At 44.1% G+C, this 18,151-nt stretch carries 16 protein-coding genes; 10 read left to right on the top strand and 6 right to left on the bottom strand.

Going from position 1 to position 18,151, the window contains the following annotated elements; translation table 11 throughout:
• Positions 1 to 64: 64 nt before the first annotated feature.
• Positions 65 to 1,924 carry a toxin-antitoxin system YwqK family antitoxin gene (locus AABK40_RS04445; protein ID WP_338397739.1) on the bottom strand — a complete coding sequence of 620 codons (1,860 nt, stop codon included), beginning with the start codon at positions 1,922 to 1,924 and terminating at the stop codon, positions 65 to 67.
• A 102-nt stretch (positions 1,925 to 2,026) separates the two neighbouring features.
• Here AABK40_RS04445 and AABK40_RS04440 point away from each other — a divergent pair, with 102 nt between their 5' ends.
• Positions 2,027 to 2,392, top strand: a complete 366-nt coding sequence (locus AABK40_RS04440; protein WP_332922589.1) for a CoA-binding protein — start codon at positions 2,027 to 2,029, stop codon at positions 2,390 to 2,392.
• Here the strand turns inward: AABK40_RS04440 and AABK40_RS04435 are convergent.
• On the bottom strand, positions 2,389 to 3,504 hold the full coding sequence (locus AABK40_RS04435; RefSeq protein ID WP_332922590.1) for a site-2 protease family protein: 1,116 nt from the start codon (positions 3,502 to 3,504) through the stop codon (positions 2,389 to 2,391). The two genes, AABK40_RS04440 and AABK40_RS04435, sit on opposite strands and share 4 nt — an antisense overlap.
• 150 nt (positions 3,505 to 3,654) lie before the next feature.
• A complete protein-coding gene (locus tag AABK40_RS04430) occupies positions 3,655 to 4,287 on the bottom strand; it encodes an HAD family hydrolase (RefSeq protein ID WP_338397738.1) in 633 nt (210 codons plus the stop codon).
• A gap of 220 nt (positions 4,288 to 4,507) precedes the next feature.
• Between AABK40_RS04430 and AABK40_RS04425 the strand changes: the two genes are divergently transcribed.
• The gene (locus AABK40_RS04425; protein WP_338397737.1) at positions 4,508 to 5,728 is read left to right on the top strand and encodes a uracil-xanthine permease family protein; all 1,221 of its coding nucleotides are present in this window, start codon (positions 4,508 to 4,510) and stop codon (positions 5,726 to 5,728) included.
• A gap of 135 nt (positions 5,729 to 5,863) precedes the next feature.
• Positions 5,864 to 6,664 (top strand): polyphosphate kinase 2, encoded by an 801-nt coding sequence (gene ppk2, locus AABK40_RS04420; protein ID WP_332922593.1) that lies wholly within the window; start codon positions 5,864 to 5,866, stop codon positions 6,662 to 6,664.
• A 48-nt stretch (positions 6,665 to 6,712) separates the two neighbouring features.
• Here the strand turns inward: ppk2 and topA are convergent, their stop codons facing one another.
• Complete coding sequence (gene topA / locus AABK40_RS04415) at positions 6,713 to 9,211, bottom strand: type I DNA topoisomerase (protein WP_332922594.1); 2,499 nt, start codon at positions 9,209 to 9,211, stop codon at positions 6,713 to 6,715.
• A gap of 456 nt (positions 9,212 to 9,667) precedes the next feature.
• Here topA and AABK40_RS04410 point away from each other — a divergent pair, with 456 nt between their 5' ends.
• Positions 9,668 to 10,168 (top strand): SixA phosphatase family protein, encoded by a 501-nt coding sequence (locus tag AABK40_RS04410; protein ID WP_332922595.1) that lies wholly within the window; start codon positions 9,668 to 9,670, stop codon positions 10,166 to 10,168.
• Between the two features lie 107 nt (positions 10,169 to 10,275).
• On the opposite strand, the gene sucC is transcribed toward AABK40_RS04410, so the two are convergent.
• Positions 10,276 to 11,466: an ADP-forming succinate--CoA ligase subunit beta gene (gene sucC / locus AABK40_RS04405; RefSeq protein WP_332922596.1), complete on the bottom strand. Its 1,191-nt coding sequence runs from the start codon at positions 11,464 to 11,466 to the stop codon at positions 10,276 to 10,278.
• A 168-nt stretch (positions 11,467 to 11,634) separates the two neighbouring features.
• Between sucC and AABK40_RS04400 the strand changes: the two genes are divergently transcribed.
• The 6 genes from AABK40_RS04400 (at position 11,635) to AABK40_RS04375 (ending at position 16,677) form a co-directional block, all read left to right on the top strand.
• Positions 11,635 to 12,306 (top strand): ABC transporter ATP-binding protein, encoded by a 672-nt coding sequence (locus AABK40_RS04400; protein ID WP_332922597.1) that lies wholly within the window; start codon positions 11,635 to 11,637, stop codon positions 12,304 to 12,306.
• 44 nt (positions 12,307 to 12,350) lie between these two features.
• Positions 12,351 to 12,764 (top strand): MaoC family dehydratase, encoded by a 414-nt coding sequence (locus tag AABK40_RS04395; protein WP_332922598.1) that lies wholly within the window; start codon positions 12,351 to 12,353, stop codon positions 12,762 to 12,764.
• Between the two features lie 349 nt (positions 12,765 to 13,113).
• Positions 13,114 to 14,124, top strand: coding sequence for a type I glyceraldehyde-3-phosphate dehydrogenase (gene gap / locus AABK40_RS04390; protein ID WP_332922599.1), 1,011 nt, complete (start codon positions 13,114 to 13,116; stop codon positions 14,122 to 14,124).
• Positions 14,125 to 14,338: 214 nt separating this feature from the next.
• Positions 14,339 to 15,160, top strand: a complete 822-nt coding sequence (locus AABK40_RS04385) for a DUF2490 domain-containing protein (protein WP_338397736.1) — start codon at positions 14,339 to 14,341, stop codon at positions 15,158 to 15,160.
• Between the two features lies 1 nt (position 15,161).
• The gene (locus AABK40_RS04380) at positions 15,162 to 16,049 is read left to right on the top strand and encodes an MORN repeat-containing protein (RefSeq protein ID WP_332922601.1); all 888 of its coding nucleotides are present in this window, start codon (positions 15,162 to 15,164) and stop codon (positions 16,047 to 16,049) included.
• 133 nt (positions 16,050 to 16,182) lie between these two features.
• Positions 16,183 to 16,677: a hypothetical protein gene (locus AABK40_RS04375; RefSeq protein WP_332922602.1), complete on the top strand. Its 495-nt coding sequence runs from the start codon at positions 16,183 to 16,185 to the stop codon at positions 16,675 to 16,677.
• Positions 16,678 to 16,756: 79 nt separating this feature from the next.
• Here the strand turns inward: AABK40_RS04375 and AABK40_RS04370 are convergent, their stop codons facing one another.
• On the bottom strand, positions 16,757 to 18,118 hold the full coding sequence (locus tag AABK40_RS04370; protein WP_338397735.1) for a RagB/SusD family nutrient uptake outer membrane protein: 1,362 nt from the start codon (positions 18,116 to 18,118) through the stop codon (positions 16,757 to 16,759).
• Between the last annotated feature and the right edge of the window lie 33 nt (positions 18,119 to 18,151).

The raw sequence follows: 18,151 nt of genomic DNA, 5'->3' as shown, positions 1-18,151 counted from the left end.
AGTGGTGATTCAGTAGTAGGTTAATGAACTATAAGTCAATAAATGTTAAAATAATCCTATCCTATTAAAACACCAAACCAAAGCTCAGACCGAAGCGGAAGTCCACAGGAAAGTAATCTGTGGTTATTGTCGAAAAATAGTCTTCATAATCGCTCTGAGCATCGTAATTGCGCCAAATAAACCGCGGGCCCGCAGCGACGCCAATGTACCAATCCAATGTAAATCGCACAGAAGGCCGGTGATTTTTTCTTGTGGATTGCGGACTGACGATCAGGCGGTCGCCCAATAAGAGGGCATATTGCACTTTCCGTTCCTGTACCTGAAGTTCCAGTGGGGCACCGGCATCATCCAGTACCTCCACCGCATGCAAATTCTCACAGTACCGAATCTCATGCCCAAAATACAGCATACCGTATGGTTTATTCCGCTGATAAAACTTCTGCCGAAGGCTAATTGCATAGCCCAGATCAAAGAGTGTTCCTCTTGGCAGTTGGCTATGCGTACTGAAAAATGGTTCTCGAAGTAAACTGACACTCATTTCAATACCATGTCGCTCCTGAATATAATACTCCATACTCAGGGGAAGTTCTCCTGCAAAAGTATTAATGGGGGCAATGCTGACGATAAAACCCCGGAACTCATTCAGCCGTGGCAAAAAGTAGCGGGAACTTTTTTTCTTGTATCGGTAATCCGGTTTGTGGCTCACCCGGGCAGGTGCGGCAGTTTGCTGCGGCTGGGCATTGGTGAATTCCTCCACGGTCAGTGCCTGTTGCAAAGGTTCGTTGGCAGACGCCTGATGATAGCCAATCACTGAGGCATCTTCGGCATACATCACCCAAACCCCACTTTTCACCCCATTGACGAGGCTCCCTTTGACTTTGAGGTTACCATTCGGATAAACCTCCGTGTATTCTCCAACTCCTTCTTTATAATGACATTGCCCTTTTACCTGCCCGTCAGGTTTAAAATAAAGCCAGTCGCCCACAAAATAGCCTCCCTTAACTTGCCCCTGGGTATGGATATGCCCCTGAGCGTCCCTTCCTGTAAAAGTCCCTTGGTCGTTGGCATAATTCACTACACCAGCAGGCTTTCCGTTGGGATCGAAAAATTGCCATTGCCCTTCGCGCTTTCCCTTATAATAATTTCCTTCTGCGGATTTTTGCTTGTTAGTATAAAATGTTTTCCAGGAACCACTGCGTTCACCATCATCATATTGCCCACTGGCCTTCAGGTAACCGTCCTCATTATATAGCCGCCATTCGCCATGCTGAAGATCAGCAGAAAAAAGCCCCTCGCCAGCCACTTTACCGTTGTCGTGATACAATCGCCATTCGCCCTGTCGTTTGCCTTGCCACTGCGAACCTTCTCCCTTAATGTTGCCACTCGGATAATAATCAATAAACTCACCTTCGGCTTTGCTGAAATTGATTTCCGACTTGAGTTTGCCATTGGGAAAATAGAACTTCCACCAGCCAGTCCGGCGGCTTCCCTTAAACACTCCCGAAGCCTGCAATTTCCCTTGTCGGTCGAAAAACAGCCACTCCCCTACTCTTTTATTGTTCATCAGCTCCCCCTGCATTTTCGGCTGACCGTTATCGTGAAAATATTGCCACTTGCCTGCATTCACCCGATTAACAATCTCCCCCTGCATTTTCACCTGCCCATTCTCATGGTAATAGCGCCAGAAGCCCACGGGTTCGTCCTGAAAATAATTCCCTTCGGCACTTTTATTCCCACTTTTGAAATACATCGTGTACCGACCTTCCATAATTTCAGGATCATCGCTACTCACCTCATAGGTTTCCATCAATTGCGTGTGGGCATCATCATAATAGGTTTTTACCAATTTTTGCGCACAGCAATACGATAACAGCCCATAGGCGAAAAAGAAAGTGAAAAATATCCGTCGGGTTAAAGACAACAAGGTATAAATTGGTTAATGAAGTAGGTCGATAAAAAATGATAAGGTTATATTCAAAACAATATCCTAATTACAATATTTTTCACATAATTAATACTGAAAAAAATGAAAAAAACGATCATCATAGGGGCATCACCAAACGACGCCCGATATAGCTATAAAGCCACCAAAATGCTTTCAGAGTTCCGCCACCCAGTCATTCCACTGGGCATTCGTTCGGGAAATATTGAAGGGCATGAGATTCTTTCCTTATCAGAAAAAAAACATTACGAAGATATAGACACCGTAACGCTTTACCTCTCTCCGGAAAATCAGGGCAGTTATATTGATTATATTCTGAGCCTTCATCCAAAGCGGGTGATCTTCAATCCTGGCACATACAATCCTGCCTTTATTGAACAGCTCGAGGAAGCGGGCATTGAAGCGCAGGAAGCCTGCACACTGGTCTTACTCCGTACCCATCAATATTAATTCATAATAAATACTTGTGGGGTGAAGCTGAGGATAAAAATCAGCATCGCCAGCCAACCCAATATCACCCGTTTTCTTCCCAATGGCTGCTGATCATAAGTATTTGGGTGATAGATGCCCAAAAATCTGCCAAGCATGAACATGAAAGCCAGCCATACGGAAAAGCCCTCAAATGATGGAAAAATCAGTTTACAGCCAAACTGCAACGCAAAAATAATGGTGGCATAATAAACCCGCTCAAGCCTGTTCTCGGTCATTTTATAAAAACACATATACAGAAAGAACAGGTACAATGGGCTGTAAATCAAAATATCTTCTGTGGGCATTTGTGGGCTTACCATACCAATGCCCCCTAAAAACAACAACAGTAAAAATAACCATTTTGAAAAGATTCGGTGAGCCTTATCACCAATCAGGCCATACAGGATATGCCCGCCATCAAGCTGACCGATGGGCAATAAGTTAAGTGCGGTAAAAAACAACGACAGGTAGCCGGCAAACAGAAAGGGATAATGCATCAGTTCGTGGGCGTTGGGGATCGTCGATGGGTCGGCAACAAACAGCCAGGCGAGTCCTTTCATCAACAAATTTGAACCCAGAGAGAACCCACCGTCCCCCGCCTGATAGACGTGCTGGGCATAATCTTGCCCATATTTTAGATACTCTGGATGAATACTGTAAAGGTAGTCGATCGATGGAATATGGGTAAATCCGTAAATCAGCACGCCCACACAAACGATAAAGCCCGCAAGTGGGCCTGAGAGGCCGACATCGAAATATTTTTTTCTTGAACCGATATAGCTTTTAATTCTTATCAGTGCGCCAAAAGTCCCGAGGCTTGGGGAAATTGACATAAACCACTGCGGAATGTAGTAAGGCAGTGTGGTGTCAATCTTATGCTTTTTAGCCGTAAAATAATGTCCAAACTCATGGACGGTCAAAATCCCCAAAAAAGGCAGGGAGTAGTGAAGGCCCGCAAGAAAGTCTGGGAAGGTGAGCGTTTGTTCCCCAAAGAACCACGATTTCCCAAACATCCACTCGGCACCAGCAAGGGTGGTGGTGATCAGGGTGATGATGAACAAGCCGAGGTGTATAAATATTTTTTTTGCCATAAATCTGCTTCCACCCCACTGTGGGCGGGTGTAATTTCAATGAATAGTCAATCCGATGGAAAGTAAAAAGCCCGCTGTTTCTTCAAAAAAGAGGGCTTATGATGGTGCTCACCGTGAGGTGCGATGTGATTATCGCATTACGGTTGACCATTAATACTGAATACCGTAGTCGGCAAAAAAGGAGAAATCACCAGAATTGGGTTTCATTTGCTCCACTTGCCAGCCAAGGGCGCGGCAGGTTTTACAATTGGCCTCATTGTCGTCCACAAACAACATCTCGCTCAGGTCAATGTTTTCCTGCTCAACCACGTATTCAAAAATTGCCGGATCAGGCTTACGCATCCCTATCTCATTTGAATAGTACACTTTGTCGAACATCGCGTGCATCCCGCCTTCAAAACCATGCTGATTAACCATCCCATCGAATTGCGCAACATGAATTGCGTTGGTGTTGCTCAGCAGTAAAACCCGGTAATTTTCGCGCAGTGACTGTACCATTTCAAGCCGCTCTTTGGGTAAATCCACCAGTACTTTATTCCAGTGATCGATCAATACCTGATGTGGAACCTCCACGCCGAGTTGCGCACTGAGCCGGTTTAAAAAATCGGTATTGCTCAGCTGTCCCTTCTCATGGGCATTGAACAGGTCTGTCTCATAAATACTTTCAGAAAGGACTGCCACTGGCTTCCCCGATAATTGTGAGAAGGCCTCAATGGCACGCTGAAGGCTAATATCGAGCAAAACTGCACCAAAATCAAATATGATTGTTTTTATCTGTTTCATAAAAGCGTAAGTCTAATGCTATGATCAAATATAATTGAATCGATATAATATATCAGCCCATGTACTATATTTAATCTATCGAATAAAATATTTAATCCTTTGAACAATGAATGAAAATTGAAGCAAAATATTGTGTGGATCAAGGCATTAAACTAACAATTGTCATCGCAATCATCAGATTTTTGTCCTAAATTTCGCAAATTTTAATCTATCTATCGAAATGAAACAATCTTCAGGACAGCAAGTCGTCTTAGGTGTTCAATTCCTGTTTGTCGCCTTTGGCGCAACAGTTTTGGTACCGCTATTGGTGGGCATTGATCCCGCTGTTGCCCTATTTACTGCCGGCGTCGGAACGCTTATCTTTCACCTTATCACCAAAGGAAAAGTACCTGTATTCCTGGGCAGTAGCTTTGCGTTTATTGCACCAATTATTGCCTGTACCAAACTCTACGGACTGGAATCTACCTTCTCCGGCCTAATTGCAGTAGGTGGCGTGTATGCCGTAGCATCGGGTTTAATAAAGCTTCGTGGCTTAAAAGATGTGGAGCGCTTGTTTCCCCCTGCGGTTGTTGGGCCAGTAATTATGGTGATTGGATTGTCGCTGGCACATGTGGCCGTTGATATGGCCAAAACCAATTGGTTTGTCGCCATTGTCGTTTTATTGACCGCCATGGTGATTAACATTTATGGTAAAGGGTTTATGAAATTGGTGCCGATTTTTGGTGCACTTGTTATCGGGTATTGCCTTTCAGTAGCCCTTGACCTCTCTGGACTTTATGTTCACTTTGGTGACAAAATTATTGACTTCAGCCCAATTATTAATGCGGACTGGTTTGCTTTGCCTAAATTCATCCATCCTGAATTTAACTGGAATGCGGTATTGTTCATGCTGCCGGTCGCTTTTGCTCCTATGATTGAGCATATCGGAGATATGTACGCCATCAGTACTGTAGCGAAAAAAGACTTCGTTAAAGAGCCTGGCTTACACCGTACGTTATTAGGCGATGGTATTGCCACAGCCTTTGCGGGCTTCTTGGGAGGGCCTCCAAACACCACCTATTCTGAAGTTACAGGTGCAATTTCCCTTACAGGTGTAACCAACCCGACGATCCTTCGAATTTCCGCCATTACAGCGATCTGTTTCTCGGTCATTGGTAAAGTGAGTGGTTTTTTGAGAACGATTCCTCAGGCCGTTTTAGGGGGGATCATGTTATTGCTTTTCGGAACCATTGCCTCGGTAGGTATTGGTGCGCTGGTACAAAACAAGGATCATTTCGCACAGCCTCGTAATCAGGCGATTGCAGCGGTCATCCTGACCATCGGTATTGGTGGTGCAGTATTTCAGTTCGGTGAATTTTCTCTTTCAGGTATTGGCTTGGCCTCTTTGGTTGGGGTAGTACTGAACCTGATTCTTCCTGATAAATCGCACGCTAAAAAATAAAGTACCCCAAAAATCAAGATATTTATAAAAAGCCGGCAATTGTCGGTTTTTTTTTGATTAAAACATGGTATTTCACCACAAAATCACCAACTTCTTAGTTGTATTATTTAAGTATAATCAAAGCCAAATAGGAGTATGGAGAACCAACAGCAACCGATTAAGGTCAACAAAAAAATTTATGAAAAAGAGCTGGAGCGCCTTCAGCTTGAACTGGTAAAACTGCAAAAATGGGTCAAGAAAAAGGGCTTACGCGTTTGTGTTTTATTTGAAGGAAGAGATGCCGCCGGAAAAGGTGGAGCCATCAAGCGTATCCGTGAAAACCTGAGCCCGAGAATTTGCAAAGTGGTTGCGCTGGGTATTCCTACTGAAAAAGAGAAAACGCAATGGTACTTCCAGCGTTATGTTCACCATTTACCCGCTGCCGGAGAGATTGTCCTTTTTGACAGAAGCTGGTACAACCGCGCAGGGGTAGAACATGTGATGGGCTATTGCAGTCAGGAGCAATATGAAGAATTTTTGCGCAGCTGTCCGGAATTTGAACGTATGCTGATCCGCTCGGGGCTGATCCTTGTTAAATACTGGTTCTCTGTAAGTGATGACGAGCAGGAGAAGCGCTTCAAGGAAAGGCTTGCAACGCCCATGAAGCGATGGAAATTCTCCCCGATGGATATTAAATCCAGGGAAAAATGGATGGAATATTCGCAGGCCAAAGATCAGATGTTCTCCTATACAGACACCAAGCAGAGCCCCTGGAATGTGGTAAAGGCCGATAACAAAAAAGCGGCACGGCTGAACTGTATTGCCCACTTGCTTGATCAGATAGATTATGAGGACATTCCTGATGAGGAAATTGTCCTGCCGGAAATCGATAAAAGCAAAGGCTATATCCGGATGCCGATTTCAGAGCTGACCTATGTTCCCAAAAAATATGAATAAAAAAATCCCCGCAGCGCTTCCGTTGCGGGGATTTTTATGTTTTGCCTATTAGGCTTCCGCCTCTTTTTCCACTACTGGAGTGGCTTTTTTACGGGTGGTTGTTTTTTTTGCGGTGGTCGTTTTCTTCGCCGCGGGTTTCTTTGCTGCCGTTTTCTTGGCTGCAGGCTTTTTGGCAGTGGCTTTCTTCGCCGCTGGCTTTTTCGCTGCGGTGGTTTTCTTTGCCGCCCCTTTTTTGCCTTTTTCCGGTGTCGCTGCTTCCCACTCTACGGCCTGTTCCCAGGTAATTTCAAGAGGCGTTTCTTTAAGCTCTTTCGGAATCTTTACATTTTTCTTCCCAAACTTGATGTATGGCCCCCAGCGGCCTTTCAGCACCTGCACCTCAGGATCTTCATCAAAAGCCTTGATAAACTTCTCACGATCTGCCTGACGCTTGGCTTCAATCAGCTCAATGGCGGTATCAATTTCCACTGAAAGCGGATCATACTCTTTACCCAAAGAGACAAATTTTCCATCATGGCGAAGGTATGGCCCGAAGCGACCAATGGCCGCCACCACTTTTTTATCTTCATACATCCCCACATCACGTGGCAATTTGAAGAGCTCCAAAGCCTCCTCCAAAGTAATTTTCTCCAGATACTGCCCCTTGCGCAAGCTGGCAAACTGTGGCTTTTCTGCACCTTCCTCTTCGGAAGTTTCTCCGAGTTGTACCAATGGACCAAATCGGCCCAATCGTGCAATCACAGGCTTTCCGGTTTTAGGATCATTCCCCAATTCCCGGGCAGAGCTAATTTCACGACGGTCAATCAATTCTGCCTGTTCTACTTTGGTATGGAAACCGCTGTAAAAACTGCCGATCATCTCGTCCCAGTTTTGCTGTCCGTGAGCAATTTCATCAAATTCCTTTTCCACTTTTGCGGTGAAGGAGAAATCGACCACATTCGGGAAATATTCGACCAAGAAATCATTTACCACCATCCCAATATCTGTTGGGTATAGCTTGTTCTTCTCTGCGCCTGTCGTTTCGGTTTTATCCAAAGCCGTCAGTTGCAAATCCGAGCCCAAAATCAATTCACGGTAAGGGCGTTCCACCCCGTCGCGTGGCTCTTTCACCACATAATTTCGGCGCTGTACCGTAGAGATCGTCGGTGCATAAGTAGAAGGACGACCGATGCCTTTTTCCTCCAGTTCTTTCACCAGACTGGCCTCTGTAAATCTTGCCGGCGGACGTGTGAACCCCTGACGTGCAATCATTTCATTGAAGGCCAATTCCTGCCCCTCAGACAATGGCGGCAACATATCTTTGGATTCTTCATTTTGATCCTCATCGTCCGAAGATTCGATGTAAACCTTTAAGAAACCTTCAAAAGTAACCACCTGCCCTGTTGCCGAAAGCTCCTCGCTGCGGGTAGAAACCCCAATTTTAGCGGTCGTCTTTTCAATCTCGGCTTGTGACATCTGCGATGCAATGGCACGTTTCCAGATCAATTCGTAAAGGCGTTGCTCGTTACGCTCTCCGGTGGTGATTTTATGCTCAGCGAAATTTGTCGGACGGATGGCCTCGTGAGCCTCCTGTGCCGAAGCAGATTTCGTGGTGTATTTTCTCGTATGTGCGTATTCCTCTCCATAGGCCTGAGTCACTTCTTTTGCCGCAGCAGCCAAAGCATCATCAGATAAATTCAGGGAATCGGTACGCATATAAGTAATCTTACCGGCTTCATACAAACGCTGTGCTACCGCCATGGTTTGTGCTACCGAGAAGCCCAACTTCCGCGATGCTTCCTGCTGAAGGGTAGAAGTCGTGAACGGTGGTGCCGGAGATTTCTTACTTGGCTTTTTGGTCAGGCTGTTGATCTTGAAAGTCGCTTGCTGACAGTCGGTAAGGAAAGCGTTGGCTTCCTCCTCGGTCTTGAACCTTGCAGGCAATTCTGCATGCAGATAACGGCCTTCAGGGAGATCGAAACGTGCTTTGATCTTAAAAAATGAACTCACCTGATGCGCATCAATCGTGCGTTCGCGCTCCACGACAATACGTACTGCTACGGACTGCACACGACCCGCCGACAGGCCGGCCTTAATTTTTTTCCATAAAACTGGCGAAAGCTCAAAACCCACCAAGCGGTCAAGGACCCTTCGTGCCTGTTGTGCATTCACCAGGTTTTCATCGATGGTCCGTGGATTGTTAATCGCCTTGACAATCGCATTTTTGGTAATTTCATGAAAGACAATCCGTTTGGTACGCTCATCTTCCAATTTTAAGGTTTCTTTCAAGTGCCATGAAATCGCCTCTCCCTCACGGTCATCATCGGATGCGAGATAGACCAATTCGGCATCCTTGGCTAATTTTTTCAGGTCACGAATAACCTCCTTCTTGTCAGCACTTACTTCATAGGTCGGCTTAAAACCATTCTCTATATCAATGGCATTGTTCCCCTTGGGCAAATCCCGAACGTGCCCAAAGCTCGAAACAACTTTATAGTCCTCTCCCAAATAGCCTTCAATGGTCTTGGCCTTGGCAGGGGACTCCACTATTACCAAATTTTTCTGCATCGTTACAGCACAGGTTATATTCCGATGCCCATTTCTATAAGGCACCCTAAAAACAAAAATAGAATATGCACTAATTATTGAACAAATTCAACATTGAAGTACTCATTTGACTGGTGCATATCTACAAACATAGGTTTAAATTTGTCGGTTTTTCAAATAAATACAAGAGAAAATTATCCCTCTGCCTAAAAAAAATAAATAATTACGTCCATTTTTAAGCTAAAACAACCTATAAACCTTTAATTAGAACCTATTGATTATCAACTATTTGAAAACGCAAAACATCCCAACATTCTTCCTGTTTGAAAAAAAATAACGGCCTCAGGTAGAAATCTATTCCTAAATCCACTTTAAATAATCAAAAATTTAGATTATTTCGCATTAGGAATCCGCTATCTTAAAGAAAGAGGAATGGGCGTATTCCTTCATTGAACAGATTGCTTTATTTATTACTATATGCAGAACACGACCAAGACTTTACTGCTGATCAGACATGCAGAAGCACAGGAAGCTCATTATCATGAGCCGGACATCAAAAGAACGCTCACACAACATGGCATTCGTTCAGCCGCCAAGCTTGGGGAACACCTCAAACAGCAAAACTGTGTTTTTGACCACCTGATGGTGTCCACTGCTTTTAGAACTGAGATGACCGCCAAGCTGATCGCGGAACAGTTCGATTGGCCAATGAATAAAATTGAATATAGCGAAGAGTTGTATAATGCCTCGCCACGGGTCTTGTTGCAAAGTATTTGCAGTGCCCCTGAGGAAGTCAATACATTAGCCGTTGTGGCACATTACCCTGGGCTGCCGCATCTTGCAGAAGTCCTGACCAACAAAGAAATGCCCTTTCTTCAGCCGGCAGGTGTGATAAAAATAAGCCTTGAGGTGGATCACTGGCAGGAAGTATCGGAAGGCACAGGCACATTGATCGAGGTGATTAATGAGCTTTCTTAAAAGCGTGTTTAAACCAGAACATTCTCTTTTCCGCTGATAGAAAAAAAGCATAAAAAAAAGGCTGATAACTTCAAGTATCAGCCTTTTATTGTAATTATAATGGTCGATTATACCAATGCCTCTTTAACGCAATCTGCTGCATCTTTCAGTAAAATAGCAGAAACCACACGCAAACCGGACTCCTCGATAATCTTCGCTCCTTCTTCAGCATTTGTTCCCTGAAGACGAACAATAATCGGAATATCAATTTGGCCGATATTTTTGTAAGCTTCCACCACACCACTTGCTACACGGTCACAACGTACGATACCACCAAAAATATTGATCAAAATCGCTTTAACGTTCGGGTCCTGAAGGATAATGCGGAAACCAGCTTCTACTGTTTGTGCATTTGCCCCACCCCCAACATCAAGGAAGTTTGCAGGCTCACCACCTGAAAGCTTAATCATGTCCATGGTGGCCATTGCCAAACCGGCACCGTTCACCATACAGCCTACATTACCATCCAGCTTCACGTAGTTCAAGCCCGATTTTGAAGCTTCCACTTCCAAAGGATCTTCCTCCGACTCATCACGCAAAGCAATAAAATCTTTATGACGGTACAAAGCGTTATCGTCCAGGTTGATCTTAGCATCCACCGCAATAATTGCATCATCCGAGGCCTTCAATACCGGGTTAATTTCCACCTGTGAAGCATCGATTCCACGGTAAGCCTTATAAATGTTGGTAATGAACTTGATCATATTCTTCAGTGCCAAACCTTCCAAGCCTAAAGCGAAAGCCACTTTTCTTGCCTGATAAGCCTGTAAACCCACCTTAGGATCAACCCACTCTTTAATGATTTTTTCCGGCGTTTGTTCCGCTACTTCTTCAATGTCCACACCACCTTCGGTAGATGCCATGATAACGTCACAGCCTTTGGCACGATCCAGCAGTACACTCAGGTAAATTTCTGAAGGCTCCGATGCGCCAGGGTAGTAAACATCCTCTGAAACGATGATCTTGTTGACCTTTTTCCCTTCAGGGCCTGTTTGGGGAGTCACCAACTGCATCCCGATGATCTGGTCCGCTAACTGATACACCTCTTCCACATTTTTGGCGATTTTCACCCCGCCGCCTTTTCCACGGCCACCGGCGTGAATCTGCGCTTTTAAAACAAATACAGCCGTTTTTGTTTCTTCAAATAATTGACGTGCTGCATTGACAGCCACCTCGGGAGTTTCTGCCAATTTCTGTGCAGGAACCACCACGCCGTAGCTTTTTAATATGTCTTTTGCTTGATATTCGTGAATATTCATGGTTGTTGGGTTATTATTTGCTTGTCTTTCAACTAAAGTAAGTTAATTGAGGAAAATTACCAAAGATTTGCCCCGCAAGGAAACAGGATAAAGCTTGAATTTTTTATATGTTTGTAGCTTCTGAACCACAAGTGAGTAATTATCACGATAAAACAGGCACTAAGGCAAATGTTAAAAGCTAAAAATATTCACCGAAAATACGGCCACCTTGAGGTACTCAAAGGGGTGGACCTGCTGGTAAAAAAAGGAGAGATCGTTTCTATAGTAGGTGCATCGGGCGCAGGAAAAAGCACCCTGCTGCAAATTATCGGAACCCTCGACCATGCCGACTCCGGTGAAGTGTACATTGCCAATCAGGAAATTGGCCAGCTGAACAAAGATGGGCTTGCACGGTTTAGAAACCAGAAGATTGGATTTATCTTTCAGTTCCATAACCTGTTGCCGGAGTTTTCTGCCATAGAGAATGTCTGTTTACCCGCTTTTCTTGCTGGTACTGATAAAGAAACCGCAGAACTTGAAGCACAGCACCTGCTCGATCGTCTTGGGCTTGGACACCGAATGAACCATAAGCCGGGAGAACTTTCTGGGGGTGAGCAACAGCGTGTGGCAGTGGCCAGGGCACTGATCAACAAGCCGGACATTATTTTTGCTGACGAACCTTCGGGTAACCTCGACAGCATTGGCGCTCAGAACTTGCACGCACTTTTCTTTGAATTGCGTGATGAGCTCGACCTGACCTTCGTGATCGTAACTCACAACCCCGAGCTGGCAGATATGACCGACCGTAAATTGACCATGGTGGACGGACAAATTATCGAAAACCATTCACCTAACGAATAATTTATTTACATTTGCGCTGAGTAAATACATCATTATTTTAGATCATGATTTTAAAAGTAGGAGATCAATACCATTACGATTTTTCCATTAGTCAGGAAGAAGTGAACGAATTTGCAAGGATTACCGGGGATACCAATCCTGTACACATTGATCCTGAGTTTGCAAAAACATCAGAATTTGGCAGAACAGTAATTCATGGCGTTTTTGGTCTTTCCATCATTTCAAGAGTGATGGGAACGCAATGGCCAGGCGAGGGATCCTTGTATCTTGGGCAAAACATTGAGTTCAAAGGACCGATGTATCCTGGAGACCAATACCGCATTGAGTTGGAAGTGAAACGCGTGATCGGCCGAGTGCATATCGCCGTTGTTGAAACCAACATCCGACATATTGAATCTGGAAAAATCGTTGTAAAAGGTGAGGCTAAAGCTATGAACAAAAAAACTTTTGTTTCTTAATAGCCCTCCTTTATCATAAAACACGCACAGCTCGGCAACCATGCCGGGCTGTTGTTGTTTAGAAGAAATCCCACTTTTTTTTACACCCGTATTTTCACCCTTTTTAGCGGCAAAAAAAGCGCCGTGTACCTTTTTTCAGAAAAAAACACCACTGCCAACTTGGCAAAATCAGCACCACAATTTCCCCAAAAAATGCCGATACAGCGCGTATAAGCCGATTATTATACCGATCATTCAAAACGTGATACAGATCATAAAAATAAACCACATGATTCGGTTTGAAAATTCAATGGAACTCCTACATTTGTGTCATAACAAAGTTAACCATTCACAAAAAATATAATTAGTGATGTCTAAAATCAAGGTTGGTATTAACGGTTTCGGCCGTATCGGTCGTTTGGCTTTTCGCGTAGCGATGGCTGACGCAAACGTAGAAGTAGTAGGAATTAATGACTTGTTGGATGTAGATTACATCGCATACATGTTGAAGTATGACTCTACTCACGGTCGTTATGCTGGTACTGTAGAAGTTAAAGATGGTAACTTGGTTGTTGATGGCCAAGAAATCCGCGTTTCTTCAGAGCGTAACCCTGCTGATTTGAAATGGGATGCGATCTCTGCTGAGTACGTAATCGAGTCTACTGGTATTTTCTTGACTAAAGAATCTGCTCAAGCTCACGTTGATGCTGGTGCGAAATTCGTTGTAATGTCTGCTCCTTCTAAGGACGACACTCCAATGTTCGTAATGGGCGTTAACCACACTTCATACGAAAAAGGTACTGTATTCGCTTCTAACGCGTCTTGTACTACTAACTGTTTGGCTCCAATCGCTAAGGTATTGAATGACAAATTCGGTATCAAAGACGGTTTGATGACAACTGTACACGCAACTACTGCAACTCAAAAAACTGTTGACGGTCCTTCTATGAAAGACTGGAGAGGTGGACGTGGTGCTGGACAAAACATCATCCCTTCATCTACAGGTGCTGCTAAAGCGGTAGGTAAAGTAATTCCAGAATTGAACGGTAAATTGACTGGTATGGCTTTCCGCGTACCAACTCCTACTGTTTCTGTAGTTGATTTGACTGTAAACTTGGAGAAAGCTGCTTCATACGAAGATATCAAAGCTGCAATGAAATCTGCTTCTGAGAACGAAATGGCAGGTGTATTGGGTTACACTGAGGATGCAGTTGTTTCAACTGACTTCCAAACTGACGCTCGTACTTCTATCTTCGATGCTAACGCTGGTATCGCATTGACTGACACTTTCGTTAAAGTTGTATCTTGGTATGACAACGAGTGGGGTTACTCAAACAAAGTTATCGAGTTGATCAAACACATGAAATCTGTAAACGGATAATTTATCCTTCAGATAAAACATTAAGCCAATCCTCTTCGGATTGGCTTTTTTTATGCCCAAAAACGCCCCTTCTTCCGATTGCGAATATCCCGATTCGTAAATTTTAATGATATTTTGTTGTCTTCTGCTTTATTTGCCGTAATTTTCGGCTCTGAAACTCATACCTCAACCTTGAGTCTCCTGTTTTGCATGTCTGGGGATAACAAACATCTATATGCTTAAGAATTTTATTGCAACACTCGTACTCACCCTACTCCTACTCCCACAACTTGTTCATGCACAAAAAGCGGCCGCTCAGCCTTCCGTTACCACTATGGAGGAAACCGGCCTTTGGTTTGGTGCCTACCTGAAGTTTCAATTTTCGGAAAGGCTCGGCTACTATGGCGAACACCACTGGCGGGTACGTAACGACCTCGACGATGTGTGGTCATTTTATGGCCGAAAACGTCAGATGTACAACCGTTTCGGTCTGAACATCTTCTTCAATGAGTATTTCGAAGGCGTAATAGGCCCGACCCTCGTGATGAACTTCACGCCTGAAACAGGAAATGAAGAGTTTGAAAAAGTGACTTATGAACCACGGATATGGCACCAATGGCTATTAAAAATGCCAGCCATGGGACGGTTTAAGTTCTACCATCAGTTTCGTTTTGAACACCGCTGGAAAAGGAAGAATGATGTAGGGGAAGAACACGATTACACCAACCGATATCGTTATAAGCTTTTTGCTTATATTCCGCTGAACTCCAAGAAAATCAAGGAGAAAACCCTCTATTTCTCTCCCAGTGCAGAGATATTTATGCACAGTGGGGAATCCATTGGCGCGAATCCGATGGAAGATTTCCGAACTTACAATGGCCTTGGTTATGTATTAAATAACAATGTCACCTTCTTCGTTGGACACATGTATACCCTCGGGCAAAAGTCGAGCGGTTATGAATACAAGTCCAGTCACATTTTCAGATTCAATGTTTTCATCGGTATGGATTTCCGCAAATCTGGCGACCTATTACCAAAAATCAACCTGGGATACTAATATGAAGAAATTACCGCTGATACAACTATTCTTAATTATTGCACTCGGGATATCTATTCTTGCCAATTTTCTGTTGCTTAACAGAGAGGAGCAGGAAGTGGATCCAAAGCAGGTGCAATTGCTGGAATACTACGAGATAAAGAGAAATGCCGACAGTCTGATGCTCAGTGGGGAATATTCAAAAGCACTTGAAAGATACCAAGAAGCCAACAGCCTGCGTCCTGCAACCTTCTCTTCTTATGTCGATAGCATGACCATTGCGCTCAGCAATGACCTGCACGACCATATAGCCCTTGGCGACCGATTGTCTAATCACCTTAAAAAATACCAGGGCAAGGAGAATATTTTAGCCAAAGACACCCTAAAAAAGAAACAGATGATCAGTCACCTTGAATTGCAGTGGGACAGCCTACTGATCAAGCACAATCATCATCTGCAGTTGCTGGAAGAGGCAGAGGGGAAAATTGCCAAGCTGGAGCTTAACCTCCACCAGGCCAATAAGTCGGTGTTGATGAAGACCTTCAAAAATCAGGACGGCGTGGAGGTCAAATATATTGGCCACACCATCAATGATCAGGCAGAAGGCTATGGCTACGCGATCTTCGACAAGAAAGGCTTTTACGAAGGGCATTGGGCGCATAACAAGCGAAATGGAAAGGGTACCTATTATTGGGCCAACGGCGACATTTACAAGGGAGAATATGTAGATGGCAAACGTTCGGGAATAGGAACTTATCACTTTAGCTCAGGGGAAAAATACATTGGAGGCTGGAAAAATGACCTGCGCGATGGCGAAGGAAAAATCATCGATGCCAAAGGTAAGGAGGTTGCTTCGGGCACCTGGGTAAAGGATGAGTTGCAGAAGGATAAGACTAAAAAGAAGAAATAAGAAAGATAGATTTTCATCAAAAGGACGTTGCGTGCAGCGTCCTTTTTTTATGGCATAAATTTCCTTTTTCACCAAAGGCACTTACAATGCACTCACCACTCATTTCTTTGTGGAAAACAAAAGAATTCACAATATGACTGCGAACTACTCACTTGACAAAAAGTACCTCACTGCTGAGGATGGAACGAAATATTTGGCCGTTTATAATGGTGAAGGAGGCCTCGACCTTTATGACACCAAAAGGATCGTAAAAAGAAAAGATTTTGAGGATGATACAGATTATGCAATTGGGAAATACAATACTGCAGAGAAATTTGAAAAGCTGATCGGCAAATACAAAGCTTTGGTCGAGGGAGAAGTTGGCCATGATGAGGATATGGTTTATGTTTCTTTCAAGGATGGTAGTGAATTGCGCATCTCAAACTACATCGACTTATCATTTATTCCACCGATGTCCGATTATCCATACAGCTCCAAACAGTATGTTTTTTGTGAGGGATTCACCGAATACTTATTTATGAAAGAGGAAGAGATTGAAGCAGATAATGAAAGGGAGCGAAAACTAATCAGGTCCTATATTGCGTTGGCTCGATTGCTCAGCAGGCATTTTGAGTTGACGGCAATTTAGCTGGTACCTTGAAAATCAATGACAAAAAAAGAGGTGCCGAAGCACCTCTTTCACATCCATTATTCAACAATAGGGTCGTTTAATAGCCATCATTTTGTCTTAAATTCCCATCTGCAAGGTTAATCTCGCGGTTAGGAATAGGGAATAACAAGTGGTGATCGCTGATTGGCGTAGTAATATTTTCACTTTCCAAATACGCCTTAATGGTTTCAATCGCATTACCGTATCGTTTTAAGTCGAACCAGCGATGTCCTTCAAAAGCAAGCTCAAGGCGACGTTCAAGGGCTATTCCATCGATCAGTTCCTGCTGAGTGGCGAAAGTTTTTGGGGCAAGCCCAGCACGTGTACGAATCTGATTAACAATATCAACGGCTTCAGTATTCATGCCTTCATTGGCCAACAGTTCCGCATAAAGCAAAATCACATCAGCATAGCGCAAAGCCACCCAGTCCACACCAGACTGCTCATTGCTGATGCCCACAGAATTGTATTTATCAACAACCATTTTACCACCGTCTTCACCAACACTGGCATCCTTCCGCAGATCACCATCCTCGTAGGTATTCAGGATATCGGTTGTAGCCATCACACCACCAAACTCTCCTTTAGAGCTGAAGGTATAGGAGAAAGTCTGATGCTCGTTGTCACTTGCCACATAACGAACGGCGAACAAGATTTCGTTGTTCATCTCCACCTCAAACACCTCTTTGTAGTTCTCCTGCAATTTAAAATTACCACTGTCCATGATTTCCTTCAAAAGGGTTTTCGCTGACACGTCATCACCTGAAGAAAGATAGGCTTTTGCCAAAATCCCCTTGGCCGACCAGGCTGTTGCGCGGCCCAACTCATCCGACGAATAACTATCAGGCAACAAGGTCGCGGCTTCTTTCAGGTCGGCGATCACCTGGGCATAAATATCAGCCTCGGGTGTATTGGCCATTTCGGCATAATCAGCATGTCCGATCGTCTTTAAGATCAGTGGCGAGCTGCCATAAATCTGCACCATTTGGTGGTAAACATAGGCCCTGATGAACAACACTTCACCTTTCAGCTGATCACGTTTCGCTCCTTCCTCTACCACTTCTATATTCTCCAAAACCATATTGGCGCGGTTGATGGTCGAATAACAGATGCGCCAGTAATCATAGAAAAAGCCAGTAAAGGGGTCAAAAGTAAAGGCATTCATCTCTGCATAGAATCCTTCCGTTCCTGGGAAAGTATTGTCGTCCACAATTCCCTCGATCGACCAGGCGATATTGGTCAGTTCCTGCAAGCCATCATACACTCCGATCACGGCAGACTCCACCTCTTCGGTATTCTCAAAGAAGTTGTTTTCACCAATTGAACTTGGTGGGGTAAGCGTCAGAAAATCTGAACAACTGCTCAGTCCCGACATCATGAAAGCAGCCAAAAGGCCACAAAAAATATTTTTAAGTTTCATGTTCTTAATCTTAAACGGTCAAAAAATAGGTCT

Source organism: Persicobacter psychrovividus, from assembly GCF_036492425.1.
Classification (GTDB): Bacteria; Bacteroidota; Bacteroidia; order Cytophagales; family Cyclobacteriaceae; genus Persicobacter; species Persicobacter psychrovividus.
This window is presented reverse-complemented; position numbering and strand designations above follow the sequence as displayed.

Excerpts from the sequence above, each read along its gene's own strand:
- AABK40_RS04380 (WP_332922601.1), top strand. The coding sequence starts at position 15,162 with ATGAAGAAATTACCGCTGATACAACTATTCTTAATTATTGCACTCGGG.
- AABK40_RS04395 (WP_332922598.1), top strand. The coding sequence starts at position 12,351 with ATGATTTTAAAAGTAGGAGATCAATACCATTACGATTTTTCCATTAGT.
- AABK40_RS04385 (WP_338397736.1), top strand. The coding sequence starts at position 14,339 with ATGCTTAAGAATTTTATTGCAACACTCGTACTCACCCTACTCCTACTC.
- AABK40_RS04430 (WP_338397738.1), bottom strand. The coding sequence starts at position 4,287 with ATGAAACAGATAAAAACAATCATATTTGATTTTGGTGCAGTTTTGCTC.
- gap (WP_332922599.1), top strand. The coding sequence starts at position 13,114 with ATGTCTAAAATCAAGGTTGGTATTAACGGTTTCGGCCGTATCGGTCGT.
- AABK40_RS04410 (WP_332922595.1), top strand. The coding sequence starts at position 9,668 with ATGCAGAACACGACCAAGACTTTACTGCTGATCAGACATGCAGAAGCA.
- AABK40_RS04425 (WP_338397737.1), top strand. The coding sequence starts at position 4,508 with ATGAAACAATCTTCAGGACAGCAAGTCGTCTTAGGTGTTCAATTCCTG.
- AABK40_RS04440 (WP_332922589.1), top strand. The coding sequence starts at position 2,027 with ATGAAAAAAACGATCATCATAGGGGCATCACCAAACGACGCCCGATAT.
- AABK40_RS04435 (WP_332922590.1), bottom strand. The coding sequence starts at position 3,504 with ATGGCAAAAAAAATATTTATACACCTCGGCTTGTTCATCATCACCCTG.
- sucC (WP_332922596.1), bottom strand. The coding sequence starts at position 11,466 with ATGAATATTCACGAATATCAAGCAAAAGACATATTAAAAAGCTACGGC.
- AABK40_RS04400 (WP_332922597.1), top strand. The coding sequence starts at position 11,635 with ATGTTAAAAGCTAAAAATATTCACCGAAAATACGGCCACCTTGAGGTA.
- AABK40_RS04370 (WP_338397735.1), bottom strand. The coding sequence starts at position 18,118 with ATGAAACTTAAAAATATTTTTTGTGGCCTTTTGGCTGCTTTCATGATG.
- AABK40_RS04375 (WP_332922602.1), top strand. The coding sequence starts at position 16,183 with ATGACTGCGAACTACTCACTTGACAAAAAGTACCTCACTGCTGAGGAT.
- ppk2 (WP_332922593.1), top strand. The coding sequence starts at position 5,864 with ATGGAGAACCAACAGCAACCGATTAAGGTCAACAAAAAAATTTATGAA.
- topA (WP_332922594.1), bottom strand. The coding sequence starts at position 9,211 with ATGCAGAAAAATTTGGTAATAGTGGAGTCCCCTGCCAAGGCCAAGACC.